We start from the raw sequence: 18,607 nt of genomic DNA on the forward strand, positions 1-18,607 counted from the left end.
TCAGTGGTTTGATCACATAAAAAATGAGCCACTTGATTTCCAAATTTCATACCCTCTCTTATGATAGATAGTGATGCAACAATCTACATAGGGAGTGGAAAAAAGGATGATCAACATGGCTCAATTTCATACTATCAAATTTTTGAAGGACTTGAAGGGCTATCCCAACGACAAATTGCAAAAAAGCTTAACATTTCAAGGAATACAGTGAGTAAATACCTCAAACAATGTGAGGCACCAACCACTATACATCGTAAGAAAGTGTACGGCACAAAAGAATACTCAGATGAGAAGAAACGGGTGTTACCAATTATTGATCAATGGCTTGAGGACGATCTAAAGCGATGGGGTAAACAAAAACATACAGCTGCACGCATTTATCAACGATTGAAAGATGAATATGATTTCAAGGGTTCAGAATCCAACATTCGGAAAATCGTTGCCAAACGGAAGAAAAAGCTACAGGAAGTCTTCATTCCTCTTGAGTTTCAATTCGGCCACCAATTCCAATTCGACTGGGGAGAGGCGGATATTATTCTACAGGGTCAAACACAAAGAGTGTACCTCTTTTGCCTTCAGTTTTCGGCAAGTCGGATGCGATTTGTCAGAGCTTATCTTCATGAAAAACAGGAGGCTTTCTTAGATGGTTTTGTCCATGGTTTTAAATTCCTTGGCGGGGTTCCGACTGAAGGACTCTTTGATAACTTGAAAACAGCCGTACGAAAAATCCTTCAAGGAAGAGATCGGTTGGAACAAGAATCTTTTATCGCTTTGCAGGCTCACTATCTGTTCAAAGCAGAATTTGCTAATCCAAGGTCTGGAAATGAAAAAGGGAGGGTGGAGGGAACCGTTGGGTACATAAGGAGAAACGCCTTTGTGCCATACCCTGAATTCCAATCCATCGAGGAATTAAATGAGTATCTGAAAGAATGGTGCTTAGAAGATGCAAAGAATAAAAAAGTTCCACACTCGAATAGCACCGTTGCGGAGATGTGGGAGAAGGAAAAGGTGTATCTTCATCCTCTCCCTGAAAATCAGTTCGAAGCGTGTAAACTGGTTTCCTGCCAGGTGAATAAAACTTCGTTAATCACAGTGGAAACCAATCAATATTCTGTTCCGTGCAACTTTGTGGGACAAGCTGTATGGGCAAAAATTTTTGTTGATCGTGTGATCGTAGTGGCTCAAAATCAAGTGATCGCTGAACATCCAAGATCCTATGAAACTAATCAACTCTATACCGTTAAATAAGAATCGATTCTTGACATTGGCAAAGGGAGAATTTGTTGAGAGAAAAGAAAATATTATTTTTCTTGGGAACAGTGGAACAGGGAAGACCCATCTGGCTACCGGCCTTGGCATTGAAATGATCCAAATTGGATATAAGGTGAAGTTTATAACAGCTACTGAACTAGTGGAAGAACTGCTTATGGCTAATCAGGAACACAAGCTGGGGACCCTGGAGAAAAAGTGGCTCAAATATGATGTGATCATTATTGACGAACTTGGTTATGTTCCCTTTTCTAAAATAGGAGCTGAACTGCTTTTTCAATTCTTTTCAAGCCGGTATGAACGGGCAAGCGTTATTATTACAACCAATCTCGAATTCACAGAATGGACCTCTCTTTTTGGAGATGAAAAAATGACAGCTGCCCTCCTCGATCGCCTCACGCATCGAGCTCATATTCATCTTCTAAATGGTGAATCTTACCGCTTTCGTCAAAGTATGAAACGGAAAGAAGAAATCGAAAGATAGTTCGGCGGTGCGAGGTGTTTGGGTGTCTTGCCCCTCCCCGGGGCAAGACACCCAAACACCCAATTGCTCCCATAAATGGAGATTACACAAGATTAAGTGGCTCACTTTTGAAGCGATCACTCTGGCTCAAATTAATATTGACAAAAACAACTTTCTATGAACTCCTTAACGTTTCCATATACAGTTCTTCTTTCGAAAGACATAGACTGCTGAAAACCAATTTTCTTTACCCTCTTTTAAAATTTAGGATGATTCTATTGAATGCCTCGGTCAGAATGTAGGTATCTTTCGAAATAGAAAACAAAATCGTCTTAAGATTTTCAGAAAACCTCAAAAGAAATCGATACATGATTAGCCTCTAAATACGGTTCTATGTCAAATGTTGGGGTGGTGACATGTGTCGTCACCTTTACCCAATATGTATACCTATTCCTTTATACTTGTGTAACAGTAAAATTTTTGCTCTAAATCGCTTGAAATTTCTAAAGCCATATCCATTTCGCTTAAGAACTTTGGTGGTATTATTGATCCCTTCTAAAAATCCATTGGATTGGTCATAAACAAAACTATTCAGAATTTCTGTTTGCCAGTTTTGAATCGTCTTTATCGCTTTCATCATCTCTGGAATGCCTGATTCTTCTACCTTTTGATAAAAATGTTCCAACTCTTGTTTGACTTTTACGATTTGTTCTTTCCCGATCATTTTTGCTTTTGTAAACCATTCTTGATAAAGCTCTTTTAATTTGTAGGCCTCTTGAAGCTTCTTTGACATACTCAAATATCGCTCTAAATACCATTTTTCACTCTCTGTTAAGTCCTTTGAGTGTTTATAAAAAATGTATTTCATTCGTTTACACTTCTTACGGTCGTATTCATGGAAGCTCTTTTGAACCCGTCTTCTGACACGATCTAATGCCCAGTAGATATATCGAGAGAAGTGAAAACGATCGGCAACAATAACGGGCTTTCCTAATGCGTCTTGAACGGCTGCCTTAAAAGACGGGCTCATATCCATGATAACCATCTGTACTTGGTGACCATGTTTCTGAAGATATTGCTTCGTCGTCTTCTTCCTCCGATTCGGTAGAATATCCAGTGGTTGTTTCGTCACCCCATCGGCTATAATGACCTGATATTTTCCTTCCTTTGTATATCCTTTGTATTCATCAATCGCAATCCCAGGTGGCAGGGACTCTACTTGTTTTACTTCTGTTTGGGACAAGCGATCAAATCGTCTGATAATAGTAGTGGAGGAGGTTCCATAGATATCTGCCACTTCCTTAAACGTTTTAGCTGTAATGGAACGAATAGAGACAGCTTGGTTCCATTCATTGGATGTCCGTTGATATCGTTTCACAATAGAATTCTGTTCTGAAAATCGTTTCCCGCAAGTACAAGCATATCGACGACGTCTATACCAAATATACGTCTTTCGCTCAAACCACTTGAGATGTTTAATTTTTTGCCACCGATAGTCATGTACACGATTCGTTTTTTGTCCGCACTTCGGACAACGATGATATTTCCGTTCCATTTCTACATAAATGAGAACTTCTCCAGATCGCTCCTCTACTTTTGTCACTATGCAGTCTTTTCATCCAGGGATATTCATGATAAAATTCATCGTGCACGCAACTCCATTCTTTTTGTTTGTTTCTGCTCAATTCAAGTATAAAGGAATGGTAAGTTGCGTGTCTTTTTTTACCTTGAAATTGTGTCTAAAACCCAACAAATATTATAGAGCCCTAAATACTTATTTGATTAGAAATAAGCATATTATTTCAGACTTTTTCAAATTATTTCAGCTCAAAATTTGAAATAGTGTGCATCTTTTACTTTGCAAAATATTTCTGGTTTTGCATGATATTTCAGACTTTTTGCACATTCTTTTGGTCATATGAACCATGATCCATTCCTTCCATGTTTTCCTCCTGATCATTGTAGGCATGCTCATTAACATCTTTTTCATCTTTTTCATCTTTTTCATCTTTTTCATTATATGTACACGTGGCCAACTCAGAAATACAAATAAGACTTTAAGCCAGATCCGCAAATAAACTGGAATAACAATGTAAAAAATCCCCTCCAAAAATTTGGAAGGGGATTTTTTACCGTTACTTCACTTCGTAACCTTGCTCTTCAATCGCTTCTTTGAGTTTATCTACACTTACTTTTGTTTCATCATAATCTACATCAACAGTGCCTTCTTTTAAATGTACTTCTATATTTTTTACTCCGTCTAACTCTTTTAGAGCGTTTGTCACCGCCATTTTGCAATGTCCGCAAGTCATTCCTTCTACTTGTAATGTAATCGCCATATTCTATTCCTCCTTCATTTATTTTTTATATTTTCACTCGTTTCAAACGAAGCGAGTTTGTTACAACGGATACGGAGCTGAATGCCATGGCTGCCCCGGCAATCCAAGGCTCTAATAATCCAGCAGCTGCGACTGGAATGCCTATTGAATTATAGAACAAAGCCCAGAACAGATTTTGACGAATGTTTTTCATGGTTTTGCGGCTTAACTCAATCGCTCTTGGGATATGAGCTAAGTCACCGCCAACCAGCGTAACATCGGCCGTTTCGATGGCAACATCCGCTCCTGTACCGATGGCCATTCCAATATCTGCTTTTGCAAGAGCGGGAGCGTCATTAATGCCATCACCGACCATCGCCACTCGTTTTCCTTGTTTTTGCAGTTCTTCGACGATATTCGCTTTGTCCTCAGGAAGAACCTCTGCATACACTCGATCTAAATTGACTTGTTTGGCAATGGCTTCAGCTGTTCGTTTGTTATCTCCCGTTACCATATAAACTTCAATATCCATTTGTTTTAATGTTTGAATGGCTTCTTTTGAGCTTTCTTTTACAGTATCAGCGACAGCAATGATCCCAGCAAGCTGCCCGTCAATAGCAACTAACATGGCTGTTTTTCCTTGTTTTTCAAGTTCCACCATCTTCTCTTCATACATGGAGATATCGACAGATCGTTCTTTCATTAATTTTCGCGTACCAACAAGGACGTTTTTGCCATCAACGACCGCTTCAATTCCATGACCGGTAATGGCAGAGAAATGCTCTAATGTTTTAACTGGAATCGATTGTTTTTTCCCATATTCCACAATGGCATGAGCAAGCGGGTGTTCTGAAGCACTTTCGGCTGAGACAGCATAGTCAAGCATGCCTTCTTGGAATTCCAGCACATCTGTTACTTCCGGTTTTCCTTTTGTCACTGTTCCTGTTTTATCCAATAACACGGCATCAACTTTATGCGTTCCTTCTAGGTACTCACCTCCTTTAAAGAGGATTCCCTTTTCTGCGCCTTTGCCTGTACCGACCATAATGGATGTCGGTGTGGCAAGGCCAAGCGCACAAGGACACGCAATAACAAGAACCGCGATGGCTACCTCAAGCGCCTTTGGCAAGTCGCCCGGTGCCACAAAGAAGTACCATATAATGAATGTAACGACAGCAATTCCTACAACAATTGGCACGAAAATACCTGAAATGACATCAGCCATACGCTGAATAGGTGCTTTCGAACCTTGTGCCTCTTCGACGATTTTAATGATATTAGCAAGTGCTGTATCTTTCCCTACCTTTTCAGCCCGAATGGTTAGTACACCATTCTTATTAATGGTTGCCCCGATCACAGGGTCGCCGGTTTTCTTATCAACCGGGATGGATTCACCGGTTATCATCGATTCATCGACGGAAGAAACCCCAGAGATGACGATACCGTCTACCGGTATTTTTTCTCCCGGCTTAACGAGAATGGTATCGCCGATGACGACTTCCTCAAGCGGAACTCTTACTTCTTCCCCATTACGAATGACAAGAGCATCTTTTGCCTGAAGGCTCAACAGTTTAGAGATCGCTTCTGTTGTTCGCCCTTTCGCTAGTGACTCAAAATATTTTCCGACAAGTACAAGCGTAATTAGCACGGCACTCGTTTCAAAATACAATCTAGGCATATATTCAGGATTCGCTAAAGTTTTGAAAGATTCATACAAGCTATAAAAATAAGCCGCCGAAGTTCCAAGGGCTACGAGTACATCCATGTTCGCACTCTTGTTTCGTAATGCCCGGTACGCCCCTACATAAAATGGACCGCCAATGTAAAACTGAACAGGTGTAGCTAATAAAAGCTGGAACCACGGGTTCATCAAAATGTCCGGCATCGGTAAGCCTATTTCAAACGGCATATGACCAATCATCGTATAAAGTAATGGCAGTGATAAGATGATAGAGATGGCAAGCTGCCGTTGTTTTTGTTTAAGCAGCTCTTCTCTTCGACCTGCCTGATCTTGTTCTTCGTTTCGGATTTGCCCCTTGTATCCAAGCTTTTTAATTTTCTCTAAAATGTCTTCTACAGATGCAAGGCCTTCATTGTATTCTACAACCGCACTGTTTGTCGCTAAGTTTACAGTTGCGTTTGTAATGCCCTCCATACGATTTAACCCTTTTTCAATCCGTGTCGCACATGCCGCACATGTCATCCCTTCTATATCCAACGTCACTTTTTCCGTCGCTACACCATACCCTAAATTTTCAATTTTCGATTGGATATCGGCTACACTTTGTTTGGATGGATCATATTTTATTGTCGCTTTTTCCATCGCTAAATTGACGTTAGCTTCTACTCCATCCATTTTATTTAACGCTTTTTCAATACGATTAGAACAAGCGGCACATGTCATGCCAGTCACAGTAAGTGTAACGAGCTTTTGTTCACTCATAAAGCTTTCCACCCCTTTACTTTGTGAATTGCTTAATCACATCCATTAATTCTCGGAGGGATTCTTCCCCGCTGCCTTCGCGGATCGCTTTAGAAACACAATGATTTGCATGACGTTCTAATAAGTGAAGTCCTACTTTTTTTAATGCTGCTTGAATCGCTGATATTTGAACTAAAATATCTATGCAATAGCGATTTTCCTCCACCATTTTTTGCACTCCGCGGACTTGTCCTTCAATCCGCTTCAAGCGATTAATGATGCTTTCTATTTCTTTTTCGGTTCTCGGAACCATTTTTGGATTTATATCTTTATCTTCAATGTTATTCACTAGCATCCCCTCTTTTTTATATTAGCTATTTCTAAATACATTATACCGGTAACGGGTATAAAAGGCAAATGATATCTTACTTAATGTATGATTTTCTATGTGTAATTTTTTATTCCTATTTTGAATCAGAGTAACGTACATCTATTCAATTATTTTCTGTTTAAATCTGTATCGATACAAAAGGAACTCGTTCTTTAAAGTAACGGGTTCTGTACAAAATAACAGTCAAATTATCAACATAAATTACAATTATTTTTTATTGAATAATTTTTGATTAAATTTATATAAATTCAATAGGTTTTAACGCTAATAGAAAGGCTATCGGTGGTTTTCCGTTCCGATAGCCTAAAACATGACGTTTAACTTTATAACCTAGTCACCAAATCTTTTTATGCGGATAAACGAGATGCCTACGAAGAATAGAAAATAGGTCCTCTCTTCGAGTACATGAATTCTTTTATCTCCTTTACATTTGCATTACCTTTCTACTTCGCTTCATCTCCATCTTTTTATATGCTAACACCGAAGTAAACAAGAATACACATGTAATCAACGAACCTAGCGGCAACATGGCTACGATATGATCAGGAAAGACAAACGGGAGCAGTGGAAAGGCGTACACAGCCGGGACACGGATGCCAACAATACGTAACAGAATAAGCATTAAAATCATATCTAACAGGGTGACCAATATCCACGAATCAATAGCAAAGTACAACAGCGTTCCGACAGTCGCAGATATGGTCAATACAAGCCCTTGTTTAAAAGCCATTTTTCCGTTGTACATCGGCTTCTGAAGTGACTCATACACAACAACGAGAATCGGCGGGATCACTGCCAGTGGGTAGCCAGCAAGCCAGCATAAACCCATCCACACGAAAATCAGCACTAAGAATACCAGCATGTACTTGTACTGTATCTTCACTTTCTTTTCAAGTCCTTTATTCAATCCAAATTTGAGAACTCCAAGCATCAATATAAAGGTAAAAATAAAAACGGATATAATAAATGACCATTCATTTGCATTTGTCACCACTGGCAGTAAGCCCGTTGCAATGGACGGTCCCAAATTTGATTGAATGATACGTAAAAAGAGCATTAAAAGTATAAGGGTAAGGCTTACTTTTCCTAAATAAGAAATGTGTAGTTGATTCACTGCGAAACCGATCACTGCCGTGATGGACGGCGCAAGAAAAATTTTCGATGGTTGCCTGATCCATCCTGCTTCTCGGTACACCCACATGGCAATCGCCATTGCCGCAACTTCCGGCAAAATAATTTCGTGATCTTTCAACATCACCGAAGCCGTAATCATCGCGATAATGAATGTAATGCTAATGATATATGAAATCATCGTTACTTTCTTTGAAACAGTTGAATCCATGTTTATATACTCCTTTTGTTCATATGATTTCCATCATACTGTTTCGATTCTAATAGAAATCGACAATGATGCTAATGAAAATGTTTTAATTTGGAGTGTTTATCAAGTAAACGTCTCTCCAATCAGTTGGAGAGCTTCTGTTCCCATAAAAAATTCCCTTCCAATTTTCCATCTTCCCTCCTTGTCCTTGATTGGGGAATTTGATGGTACATTCTATTCTAACCAAGGAATCGGTTCGTATCTCTTTTTCTGCTTCATTGTAAATTTACTCAAGTACAGTTAGAATAATCAAAAATCCTATATGTTTATGAAAAGGAGCTTTAACTAGCACAACAAGATAATTTTTTAACATCTTTATCAAATGTTAAGGCAACTAATTTCAATCCCTCTGCCATCGTTAAATATGGTGCAAGGCATTCCCGCAAATCTTCCACCGTTAGACCAAATTTTACAGCTAATGTGGCTGCATAAATCACATCACCAGCATTTTCGGCAACAATATGAACACCTAGCACTTTTAATGTTTTTGCATCAGAAACAAGTTTAAATACACCTGTCGTTTCGCGATTCACAAGCGCTCTTGGAACTGCATCAAGTGGTAAAACAGAAGTTCTCACCTCGTATCCTCTTTCTTTAGCTTGCTCCTCAGTTAATCCTACCGTAGCAATCGATGGACTAGTAAATATAACAGCCAGAACAGTATCAAGATTTACTTTTCTCTCCAAGCCACCGATTGCATTATCGGCAGCAATTCCACCTTGGTATGCAGCAACATAAACAAATTGCGGTCCCATTGTTACATCTCCGGCAGCATAAATTCTAGGATTGGAGGTTCGTAAATAGTCATCAACTTTAACTTCACCGCGAGAACCCACTTCTACGTTTGCAGCTTGAAGATTTAGTGCTTCCGTATTTGGCTTGCGCCCCGTAGCTACAAGTAGCTGCTCAGCTTCAATGATTTTCTTTTCACCATGAACAGTAACATGAATTTGTTTCATATCTCCATTCTGTTCTACACGCTCAAATGTAGCACCGGTAATAACATGAATGCCTTGTTCTGTTAATGCTTTTTCTACAGCTTCTGAAATTTCAGGATCATATTCTTTAAGAATTCTTTGGCTACGCTGCATTAACGTTACTTCCACTCCTAAATGGTGAAAAAGCTGACCTAACTCCAATCCGATGTATCCTGAACCAATAACAGCAAGACTTTTTGGCAGTTCTTTAAGCTCTAACAAAGAAGTGCTTGTTAAGTAGTCAACATCTTTTAATCCCGGAATATTAGGAATCAATGGGGAAGCTCCTGTTGCGATTAAAAAGCGTTTAGCTGTTATTTTATTCCCGTTTACTTCTATTGTTTTTTCATTGACAAATTTTGCTTCTCCCTGTATTAGTTCAAACCCATATTCATCAATTAAATCAACATACTTTTGCTGACGTAATTCTCTCACCAGTTCATCTTTTTGTTCCATTAGTTTTTTCAAATCTACCGAACCAGCTGAAGTATTTAAACCAAGGAATGGATTGTTTTTTGCTAAATGATTGATTTCTCCAGAACGTAGCAATGTTTTTGATGGAACACATCCAATATTTACACAAGTCCCACCGATGGTACCACGCTCAATCATCGCCACTTTTGCCCCATATTCCACTGCTTTAATAGCAGCAGAAAAAGCTCCTCCCCCAGAACCAATGACAATAAAGTCATAATCATAATCATAATCACCTTCATCATCACCAACAACGGAGCTTTTTTGTTGATGAATAACTTCAGCTTCACCTGCCTTATAATTAACCTTATTCACAGCTTCTTTGGCTTTCTCGATACCTATATGTTCTGGCAATTCGAAAACAGCTTCTCCACGGCGAAAATTTACATCTACATTTTTAGCTCCTATGCTGTTTAGAGCTGTTTCAACGTGCCTTTCACACCCAGTACATGTCATACCTTCCACTTGTAAACGATATTTACGAATTGACAAATGAAACACCTCCTATTGTTTAACACCATATCCTAATTCTAAGACGGTATTTTTTTAAGTTTTTACATCTGTTTTTGAAGCATCAAACACAACTTTAGCTGTTCCTTGGGAACCTTCTGTAATGGTTACTTCCACTGTTTTTACACCTTCTACACGTTCAAGAGCACTTTTGACAACACAGGACAACTTGAACAATCCATTTCAGTAATGGTAAAGGTAGCACTTTTAGTATTATTTCCATTCGCTGTAGTTTCTACATTATTTTCGTTACTACAAGTCGTAATAATGTAACAAGTGTTCCGATCACTATAAATGTCTTATTTTTCATTGATATCTCATTTCTTTAATCATCAATCAGAGATTCAATAATTGGACATTCATGTAGTTGCTCTTCATTCGGACAGCTTTCTTTTAATTTATTCAACATATTTTCGATACGCTTTAAATCTTTAATTCGTTGTTGAACCTCACCTATTTTTTGAGAAACAAAGCTATACATATCCGCACATCGAACCTCATCCTTATCAACAACACCAAGTAATTTATGAATTTCACTTAGAGAAAACCCTAGTTCCTGCATACGTTTAATAAAACCAATGCGCTTCACAGTCTCTTCCGAGTACATTCGATACCCTGAATCTGTTCGTGAAGTTTCTTTGATTAAGCCTTTTCTCTCGTAATATCTAATGGTTTCTTTATTAACGTTACATTTGTCAGCCAGTTCACCAATACGATATTTCATCTTATCACCCCTAGATAAAGTATAAACCCTGTACCATAGTACAGGGTCAAATGAATTTCGAAGTTTTTATAGCTTATTAAAATCTACTTTCGTTAATTTATGTTTAAACAACTTTTTTGTCCTCATTACTTTGGTCTATTAGCAATTCAACTTTTTAACAACATTGATTTAAGCCTAATAAGACGAATTGAACGCCTTTTCCCGTTTCTTCCACATCAAGTGTAACTCTCTCGATGATAGAAGCCACTTTCTCATCCATCGCTACCCGAATACCATTAATAATCTCCAACCGATCTGTGGTTTGCAGAATAAAGACAAACTCCTTCTTTACCGTGTTTCTTTAAAATATCTTGTAGTGCTTGTTTCGCTTGATCAGTACACCATATTTCTCTTCCCCTTTTCTTAATTGATCGTTAGTCGCTATGCTTTTGGAAACAAACGTTTTAATGTTTCTTTCGTTTCGATGTATCAAGGTTGGTTAACAAGTTGGTAAATTCATCGAAAGCAGCAATTTCTACTGTACAAGCCCCCGACAATTGTTCCTCCATTGAGGCAACAACAGAATCCGGTAACTTTTTGCGATAGGGACCCACAACTTTTTCTCGATAGGCTTTGATTGTTGCTTCCGGATCTAGATTGCAAGCAAACAAATTTTGTTTCAGTTCGTTTGTTAACTCCATTTCAAATCTTTATTTGTTTAAAAAGAAAAAAGATTAACGACTCGAGCCGTTAGTGAACGATGTTCCGTCAATTGGATTCAGGGTTTGTTCTAATTTGGTTCGGATAGTGTTTTTGAGCATGGATTTTAAATTTTTGTATTTCTTTCCAGTCAATGGACAACTATATTCTTCATCATGAATAATCTCATTTCTTAACTCCTCATCTTTATTGAAAAACAATGGATATATTTCGTTGATTGGCTCACCTTCTTGCTGCATGAAGTTTATTGTTTCACTTTCGTATTCATTGATCACTTCTTTAACAATCATTTTAAAATCTTCAGCAGACATACCTTTCTTTAATTTGCGCTCCATTGTTTTTAGTGTTTCATTACTACTTTCTTGTTGATTTTTCTTTTTTAATTCTTGATACATCTCATCTATTTGCTCATATAAATCGATAAAAAAAGCATTTTCTTCCTTCAGCTTTTGAACTTCAGTGGTTAATTCAGCCACTTTCCTATAAACAAGATTCATCTCGTCCTGCATGCTAATGAGTTGATTTTCTAATTGCTTCTTCTCCTCCATGAGCTGTTTAATTAATTATTCCGAGTGAGTGCTATCACCTTTAACTTCTTCAGAATCCAATTTATTATGCTTTTCACGATGGTCATTCGCCAACATTGAAAAAGAGTTTTCTACATACCATTCATAAACTCCCATTACTTCAGGCAAACCTGGTCTCTGTTCTTCAATAAACTCGAATAAATCATCGTGATAAATTCGCCAACCCTCCTTTCGATTTGCCGAACGTTCTGCTTTAATCTTTCCTTCTCTGATCCAACGAGTAACCATTTGAATTGAGTCAGTAATGTAATATTCCTGAAGTATTTTTAGTGCTTGGTGAACATTATATACTTCCATCTCCTTCTCCCCCGCTCAAAATTATTTAAAATAAAAATATGTTGGTAATGTTATACCTATGACATTACCTAAGTAATTTTAGGAAAATAAGAAATGCTTGGCTTTAAGCGCCAAGCATTTTTATTAAAATCCCATTTAATTAATTAAGATCTCTAAAATTTAGGTCATTGTTTTGTTAGTTTTGACTGTTTTTAATCAGGACTTTGTTAAATTTCAATGTTGATTTTTAAACCACACAAAAAGACCGAAATAAATTCGGTCTTTTTGTGTTGCATTATTCTTTCACATTTAGCAATCGCATGCTGTTTAATGTTACGATTAATGTTGCTCCCATATCGGCAAATATCGCTAACCATAACGTTAACCAACCAGGTACAATTAACAATAACGCCAGCACCTTAATGCCCAAAGAGAAGGTAATGTTTTGCTTAATAATCGCTAAAGCTTTGCGGCTCAATTTAATCGTATATGGCAATTTGCTTAAATCATCAGACATTAAGACAATATCGGCTGTTTCTAGGGCTGTATCGGTTCCAGCACCACCCATTGCCACACCAACGGTTGAAGCTGCAAGAGCTGGTGCATCGTTCACACCATCTCCAACCATCGCCACGCTTTGATGCTTGTCACGAAGCTCTTTGATGAAATTCAGTTTATCTTCTGGAAGTAAATCGGCTTTAATATCGGAAACGCCGACTTGTTTTCCGATGGCTTCGGCTGTTCTTTGGTTATCCCCTGTCAACATTACCGTTTTTTCAATACCGACTTGATGAAGTTTTCGAATAACCTCTTTGGATGATTCTCTTATTTCGTCTGCCACGGCAATTAACGCCAGAATTTCTTTTTCCGTCCCTAATACCATGACCGTTTTCCCTTGTATTTGAAGGGTTGTAATTTGTTCTTTTATTTCTGATTGGATGCCATTTGGAAGAAGTTCTTCAAAAAGACCTGGACTTCCGACATAATACATTGCGTTATTTACTTTGGCTTTGACCCCTTTACCTGTAATGGATTGGAATTCTTCAACCGATACATCATTAAAATTCAATCCATCTTCTTCTGCTTTTCTTATAATGGCGGAAGCAAGTGGATGTTGTGAGCCTTTTTCAATGGCTGCTGTAATGGTCATTAGTTCATTTTCATTGCCATTATAAGTGACTACATCGGTGACGGAAGGAATACCTTTTGTTAATGTTCCTGTTTTATCAAAAGCAATCACTTTTAAGTTTCCTGCTTCCTCTAAATAAATACCACCTTTAATTAACACACCGTTTTTCGCTGCATTTCCAATGGCAGTTACAATCGAAACAGGCGTGGAAATAACCAACGCACACGGACAACCAACCACTAATACAGCTAGACCTCGATAAATCCATTCGCTCCAATCAGCACCCATAAATAATGGAGGAATAACGGCTAGTAAAAGAGCAAAAATGATAATGGCTGGTGTATAGTATTTGGCAAAACGATCTACAAACGCTTGAGAAGGTGCTCGTTCTGCTTGAGCTTCTTCCACTAAATGGATGATTTTCGAAAGAGTTGTATCTTCCACTCGTTTTGTCACTTTTACTTCCAATAACCCTTCTTCATTCAATGTTCCTGCAAAGACTTCATCACCGACTGTTTTGGTTACTGGAACACTTTCTCCCGTAATGGCAGCCTGATTTAGCGTAGATGTACCCTTGATGACGATTCCATCCATCGCTAATTTCTGACCAGGCTTTACGATCATAATATCTCCGACTTGAATATCGTCAACAGGGACCATCATTTCTTCATTTCCGCGACGAATTAATGCTTCTTTTGGAGCAATATCCATCAACGATTCAATGGATTGACGAGCTTTATCCATGGAATAACGCTCTAAGGCTTCGCTAATGGCGAATAGAATAACAACCGTTGCACCTTCTCCCCATTCACCAATCGCTGCAGCTCCTAAAATCGCCACTGTCATCAGCGTATTCATATCAAAATTCAATCGAACTAGGTTTTTGAAACCTTTTATAAATAACGAATATCCACCGATTAAAATTGCTGCAGCATATCCAATTGTCGCAAAGATATGCTCTTCTCCGTATTGCTTCCCTAAAAACCAACTGATCACAAGCAAAACGGCGGAAATATACACTTTAATGTTCTCTTTTTGCTTCCAAAAAGGTTCACGCTTGACTGATTTTTCTTTATCTTCCCGAACCTTTAAGTTTTCAAAAGCTCCTGCTTTTTCTAATTCTTCGATGGTTGTTGTACCCAAAACGGTAATTTTAGATGCTCCAAAGTTTACTTTAGCATCTTGAACACCTGGCAATGATTTTACATTATTTTCAAACTTTGCCGCACAGTTTGCACAAGTAAATCCTTGAACACGGTAGGTTTTCGCTTCTGATTTAGATAATTTTGCTTGTTGTTCAGACACGGACTTTCACCTCTTTATCATGTACTAACGCAATCATGATTAACTGCTTAATATGGTCATCATCCAGCGAATAAAATGCTAGCTTTCCTTCTTTTCGATACTTTACAATCCCTTGTTTATAAAGGGTGCGTAAATGATGGGAAGTTGTTGCAACAGAAGCCCCGATGATATTAGCAATATCACATACACATAACTCTTCATCTTGGCAAAGTGAATAGACAATTTTTGCCCTATTTTCATCTGCCAGTGCTTTAAACAACAGGACAACACTGGATATATCTTCTTTTTGCAATTCCCCTTGTATTCGATTGACTTTTTCTTCGTCATAACAATAAATTTCACATGTATCTTTCTTACTCATTAATTATCCCCCTTTCATATTCAAATTTCCGTTTGAATATATTATACCTCATTCCTTTTATTATTCAAATATTTATTTGAATGAAAAATAAAAAATAATTGGATTTAAAAAAATCAACCTAATATTTACCAGGTTATTCATTTAATTAGCTACATCAAAAAATTCTATTAGATAAAAACAATAAACCTCATTATCCGCAAAAAGATAATGAGGTTTATTATTCCTTAACCAAAGAATGTTTGGAACAATAAATATGCGTTTAAGCTGATAATCACAACCGCTACCATCCAAGCAAGAACTTTCAACCATAATGGATTTGCGAACTCACCCATTTTCTTTTTATCGCTAGTGAATTGAACGAGAGGCACTACCGCACGTATTTCTCAAATTGCTAGACAATTAAAAATTTCACGTAATACAGTTTATAAATATTTGAAGATGACCTTTGATGAAGCTGTAGAAGAATTTGGACCAATTGAGCGAAAGAAAAAGTTGGATCCCTACCGAGATTGGATTGTGACTTGGTTACAAGAACATCCAAGTATAAGTGGAGCGCAAATATTAGATTGGCTACAAGAAAAATTCCCCGAAATTGAAGTTGGAGAAAGTACCGTTCGTCGGTATGTCAATGAGATGAGAGAAATTTATCACATTGAAAAAACAGATGAACCTAGAGATTACGAAGCAGTTGACGAGCAACCACCAGGGAAACAAATGCAAGTGGATTGGGGACAAACGATTCAAAAGTCTACACAGAAAAAAGAAGTAAAACTCTATTTCATCGCTTTTGTATTGGCTCATTCTCGTCAAAAATATATGGAATGGCAAGACCGTCCTTTTACTACACGTGATACGATTCGTTGTCATGAGAATGCATTCCGTTATTTTGAGGGGATGCCTGAAGAAATTGTTTATGATCAAGATAATCTCATTGCGGTCAATGAAAATGCAGGAGACGTTATCTTAACAAAAGAATTTCAACAGTATGTCAATGAGAGGAAGTTTAAAATCTATCTTTGTCGAAAAGCAGATCCTGAGTCCAAAGGGAAAATTGAAAACGTTGTGAAATATGTGAAGAAAAACTTCGCTGTTCATCGTGTCTTTTCAACAATTGACGATTGGAATGAAAGAGCATGGAAATGGCTTGAACGAACGGGTAACTACAAAGTCCATCAGACAATAAAAAAGAGACCTGTCGAAGTGTTTCTCTTAGAAAAGCAACACTTACGAAAGATCTCTTCACCGCTTTCTTATTCAGAAAGCAACCCTACAGAAATTATAACAAGGAATGTGAATAAGGACAACACGATTCGTTTTAAATCTAATCGTTATTCTGTTCCATTAGGAACATATACAAAATGTCCTCAAGTAAACTTACAAATTGATGGTCAACAGTTAATCTTAGTAGATCCATCGACAGGTGAGATTCTTGCGAAACACACAATTAGTTTGGAAAAAGGGAAATTGATTAAAAATCCAAACCATGCACGTGACCGTTCTAGAACAATCGATAGGCTTAAACAACATGTGCTTACTTTATTTCCAAGTGAAGAAGCAGCTCGTCAATATATTGAAGAAATCTGTCGTACATATGGACGTTATCGTCGTGATCAATTACTCATTTTACAAAAGGTAGCCGAAGAGAACTCAGAGTGGATTCCAACGGCACTTGAAAAATGTATCCGTGAAAAATTGTATAGTGCAAATGCATTTCGTGATGTCGTGGACTATTTAAAACGGCAGCAATCGACTCCCGTTCTTGATATACCGGTAGAAACAACAACAACTGTTTCAATACCTGTAGGAACAAGAGATTTAAGGACATATGTTCAACGAATGGGAGGTAAAGTGAATGAGTAAGAGTGTGACAGAAATTCAACAAGCATTTAAGCAATTACGATTATCTGAAACAGCGGAGGAGCTTCAAGAGCTTCTTCGTAAAGCAGAGCAAACATCGTGGACGTACTTAGAATTTTTAGAACAATTAACTACGTATGAGCTAAAAAGACGTGAAGAAAAAAGCATTGAAAGGCGGTTGAATTGGGCTCGTTTTCCATTCTATAAACCAATCACTATGTTTGATTTAGATGAGCAAACAGCTATAACAGAGCGCCAATTAAAGCAGCTACGTGAGTATCAGTGGCTAGAACAAGCCTACAATTTAATCTTACTTGGACCACCAGGTGCAGGCAAAACGTTATTATCGGTTGGATTAGGAATTGAGGCCATTCAAAAAGGATTTCAAGTATCTTTTGTGACAATGGGTGAATTAATTCAGCTACTAAAAACAGAAGAATTTACAAACAAATCAAGAACTCAATTAAAGCGGCTTCGTTCTTCAGATCTAGTGATTATCGATGATGTCATGTATATGGCGATGGATGAAAGAGAAGCAACACTGTTTTTCCAATTAATTCACCAATTATATGAACAAAGTTCACTCATTTTAACATCCAATCGAAGTCCTGAAGAATGGACGGAGCTTGTAGATAATCAAGGAATTATGACAGCAATATTAGATCGCCTGTTACACCGAGTTGAGGTTATTCATATGAACAATGAAAGCTATCGATTAAAGCATCAAAAAACAATTTTTAACTAACAAAAAGTGTTCACCGTAAATGAGCAAAAAATGTTCATTTGGGGTTGACGTTCACACCTTGCCTCTCTGACCAGTATAAAATACATAAAAAGATAATAATTAAAGAGACATATAACAATACTTCTTTTGATATTATCTCAGCGTATACAAAATTGTTTTTATATAGGGCTATTTCAAATTGAATTAAATGAAACCATATGAGAAGTTGTAACAAAGTTTTTTGGGTGTTGATTCGTGAGGCTGCTATAAAAAAACAAACAGCTACTATTGCTTGCAAAATGATGAGATGATTCTGAGGATCTTCCATTACGCGGATCCATACAAACGTACTAAAATACCCCAAATACGCAGGAACGGCCGCACGTGTGTAAGAAACCAAAGAAATATTCTGTTTTTTGATAGATAACCAAGTAGAGATCGTGATGAAAATAATCCCTATACCAATTCCAACATATCCCCCGTTAAAATAAATTATAGTCATAGGATTTTGTAAAACTGAATTAGGGTGTAAAACGACATAGCTAAATTTCCAAATTAGTACTCCATTAATAAAACTATTAAAAATTAAATCCATGATGTTTCGTTCTATTTTTAATATCCTAATACCATAATAAAACATCACATAGCTAATTAATAAGCCGCTTATTAGTAAAAGATTTTCACCTTGAACTATAATACTACCAAATTGCAATACGCATCTCTCCCCAATTTCATGTGAT

The 18,607-nt window shown here is 37.5% G+C and carries 18 protein-coding genes and 2 pseudogenes; 4 read left to right on the forward strand and 16 right to left on the reverse strand.

All coding sequences use genetic code 11. The features are described from left to right. Window positions 1–60 precede the first annotated feature (60 nt). On the forward strand, window positions 61–1,248 hold the full coding sequence (istA, locus tag NSU17_RS06690; RefSeq protein ID WP_340704644.1) for an IS21 family transposase: 1,188 nt from the start codon (window positions 61–63) through the stop codon (window positions 1,246–1,248). Continuing rightward, the gene (gene istB / locus NSU17_RS06695; protein WP_340704645.1) at window positions 1,217–1,753 is read left to right on the forward strand and encodes an IS21-like element helper ATPase IstB; all 537 of its coding nucleotides are present in this window, start codon (window positions 1,217–1,219) and stop codon (window positions 1,751–1,753) included. The genes istA (NSU17_RS06690) and istB (NSU17_RS06695) overlap by 32 nt, the downstream gene beginning before the upstream one ends. 409 nt (window positions 1,754–2,162) lie before the next feature. On the opposite strand, the gene NSU17_RS06700 is transcribed toward istB (NSU17_RS06695), so the two are convergent. The 15 genes and pseudogenes from NSU17_RS06700 to NSU17_RS06770 form a co-directional block, all read right to left on the reverse strand. Further along, on the reverse strand, window positions 2,163–3,338 hold the full coding sequence (locus NSU17_RS06700) for an ISL3 family transposase (protein WP_340705487.1): 1,176 nt from the start codon (window positions 3,336–3,338) through the stop codon (window positions 2,163–2,165). Window positions 3,339–3,621: 283 nt separating this feature from the next. Beyond that, complete coding sequence (locus tag NSU17_RS06705; RefSeq protein ID WP_340704646.1) at window positions 3,622–3,768, reverse strand: hypothetical protein; 147 nt, start codon at window positions 3,766–3,768, stop codon at window positions 3,622–3,624. A 99-nt stretch (window positions 3,769–3,867) separates the two neighbouring features. After that, on the reverse strand, window positions 3,868–4,071 hold the full coding sequence (gene copZ / locus NSU17_RS06710; RefSeq protein WP_340704647.1) for a copper chaperone CopZ: 204 nt from the start codon (window positions 4,069–4,071) through the stop codon (window positions 3,868–3,870). A gap of 25 nt (window positions 4,072–4,096) precedes the next feature. Continuing rightward, entirely contained in the window at window positions 4,097–6,493 is a 2,397-nt protein-coding gene (locus NSU17_RS06715; protein ID WP_340704648.1) for a heavy metal translocating P-type ATPase, read from the reverse strand. Window positions 6,494–6,509: 16 nt separating this feature from the next. After that, window positions 6,510–6,785, reverse strand: a complete 276-nt coding sequence (locus NSU17_RS06720; RefSeq protein WP_445684091.1) for a metal-sensing transcriptional repressor — start codon at window positions 6,783–6,785, stop codon at window positions 6,510–6,512. A 502-nt stretch (window positions 6,786–7,287) separates the two neighbouring features. Further along, on the reverse strand, window positions 7,288–8,205 hold the full coding sequence (locus NSU17_RS06725; protein ID WP_063389316.1) for a hypothetical protein: 918 nt from the start codon (window positions 8,203–8,205) through the stop codon (window positions 7,288–7,290). 320 nt (window positions 8,206–8,525) lie between these two features. Beyond that, a complete protein-coding gene (merA, locus tag NSU17_RS06730; protein WP_445684092.1) occupies window positions 8,526–10,151 on the reverse strand; it encodes a mercury(II) reductase in 1,626 nt (541 codons plus the stop codon). 90 nt (window positions 10,152–10,241) lie between these two features. After that, window positions 10,242–10,373 (reverse strand): hypothetical protein, encoded by a 132-nt coding sequence (locus tag NSU17_RS06735; RefSeq protein WP_268753480.1) that lies wholly within the window; start codon window positions 10,371–10,373, stop codon window positions 10,242–10,244. Between the two features lie 157 nt (window positions 10,374–10,530). Further along, window positions 10,531–10,929 carry an Hg(II)-responsive transcriptional regulator gene (gene merR, locus NSU17_RS06740; RefSeq protein ID WP_035067772.1) on the reverse strand — a complete coding sequence of 133 codons (399 nt, stop codon included), beginning with the start codon at window positions 10,927–10,929 and terminating at the stop codon, window positions 10,531–10,533. A 446-nt stretch (window positions 10,930–11,375) separates the two neighbouring features. After that, window positions 11,376–11,615, reverse strand: a pseudogene (locus NSU17_RS06745) (arsenical pump-driving ATPase); the annotation flags it as partial. Window positions 11,616–11,642: 27 nt separating this feature from the next. Next, window positions 11,643–12,125, reverse strand: a complete 483-nt coding sequence (locus NSU17_RS06750) for a hypothetical protein (RefSeq protein ID WP_208651696.1) — start codon at window positions 12,123–12,125, stop codon at window positions 11,643–11,645. Between the two features lie 66 nt (window positions 12,126–12,191). Continuing rightward, window positions 12,192–12,512, reverse strand: coding sequence for a helix-turn-helix domain-containing protein (locus NSU17_RS06755; protein ID WP_340436893.1), 321 nt, complete (start codon window positions 12,510–12,512; stop codon window positions 12,192–12,194). 274 nt (window positions 12,513–12,786) lie between these two features. Then, complete coding sequence (locus NSU17_RS06760; RefSeq protein WP_340704650.1) at window positions 12,787–14,925, reverse strand: heavy metal translocating P-type ATPase; 2,139 nt, start codon at window positions 14,923–14,925, stop codon at window positions 12,787–12,789. Then, entirely contained in the window at window positions 14,918–15,286 is a 369-nt protein-coding gene (locus NSU17_RS06765) for an ArsR/SmtB family transcription factor (RefSeq protein WP_055358810.1), read from the reverse strand. The genes NSU17_RS06760 and NSU17_RS06765 overlap by 8 nt, the downstream gene beginning before the upstream one ends. A gap of 224 nt (window positions 15,287–15,510) precedes the next feature. Beyond that, window positions 15,511–15,660 (reverse strand): annotated as a pseudogene (locus tag NSU17_RS06770) (Nramp family divalent metal transporter); the annotation flags it as partial. Between the two features lie 4 nt (window positions 15,661–15,664). On the opposite strand from NSU17_RS06770, the gene istA (NSU17_RS06775) reads away from it, so the two are divergent. Beyond that, window positions 15,665–17,146 (forward strand): IS21 family transposase, encoded by a 1,482-nt coding sequence (istA, locus tag NSU17_RS06775; RefSeq protein ID WP_340705489.1) that lies wholly within the window; start codon window positions 15,665–15,667, stop codon window positions 17,144–17,146. Beyond that, window positions 17,139–17,888 carry an IS21-like element helper ATPase IstB gene (istB, locus tag NSU17_RS06780; protein ID WP_340704651.1) on the forward strand — a complete coding sequence of 250 codons (750 nt, stop codon included), beginning with the start codon at window positions 17,139–17,141 and terminating at the stop codon, window positions 17,886–17,888. Before istA (NSU17_RS06775) ends, istB (NSU17_RS06780) begins: the two co-directional genes overlap by 8 nt. A gap of 34 nt (window positions 17,889–17,922) precedes the next feature. On the opposite strand, the gene NSU17_RS06785 is transcribed toward istB (NSU17_RS06780), so the two are convergent. Further along, on the reverse strand, window positions 17,923–18,579 hold the full coding sequence (locus NSU17_RS06785) for a membrane-associated thiol-disulfide oxidoreductase (protein WP_340704652.1): 657 nt from the start codon (window positions 18,577–18,579) through the stop codon (window positions 17,923–17,925). Window positions 18,580–18,607: the final 28 nt, after the last annotated feature.

The sequence above is a fragment of the Ureibacillus sp. FSL K6-2830 genome, from assembly GCF_038004145.1.
Taxonomy (GTDB): Bacteria; Bacillota; Bacilli; order Bacillales_A; family Planococcaceae; genus Ureibacillus; species Ureibacillus thermosphaericus.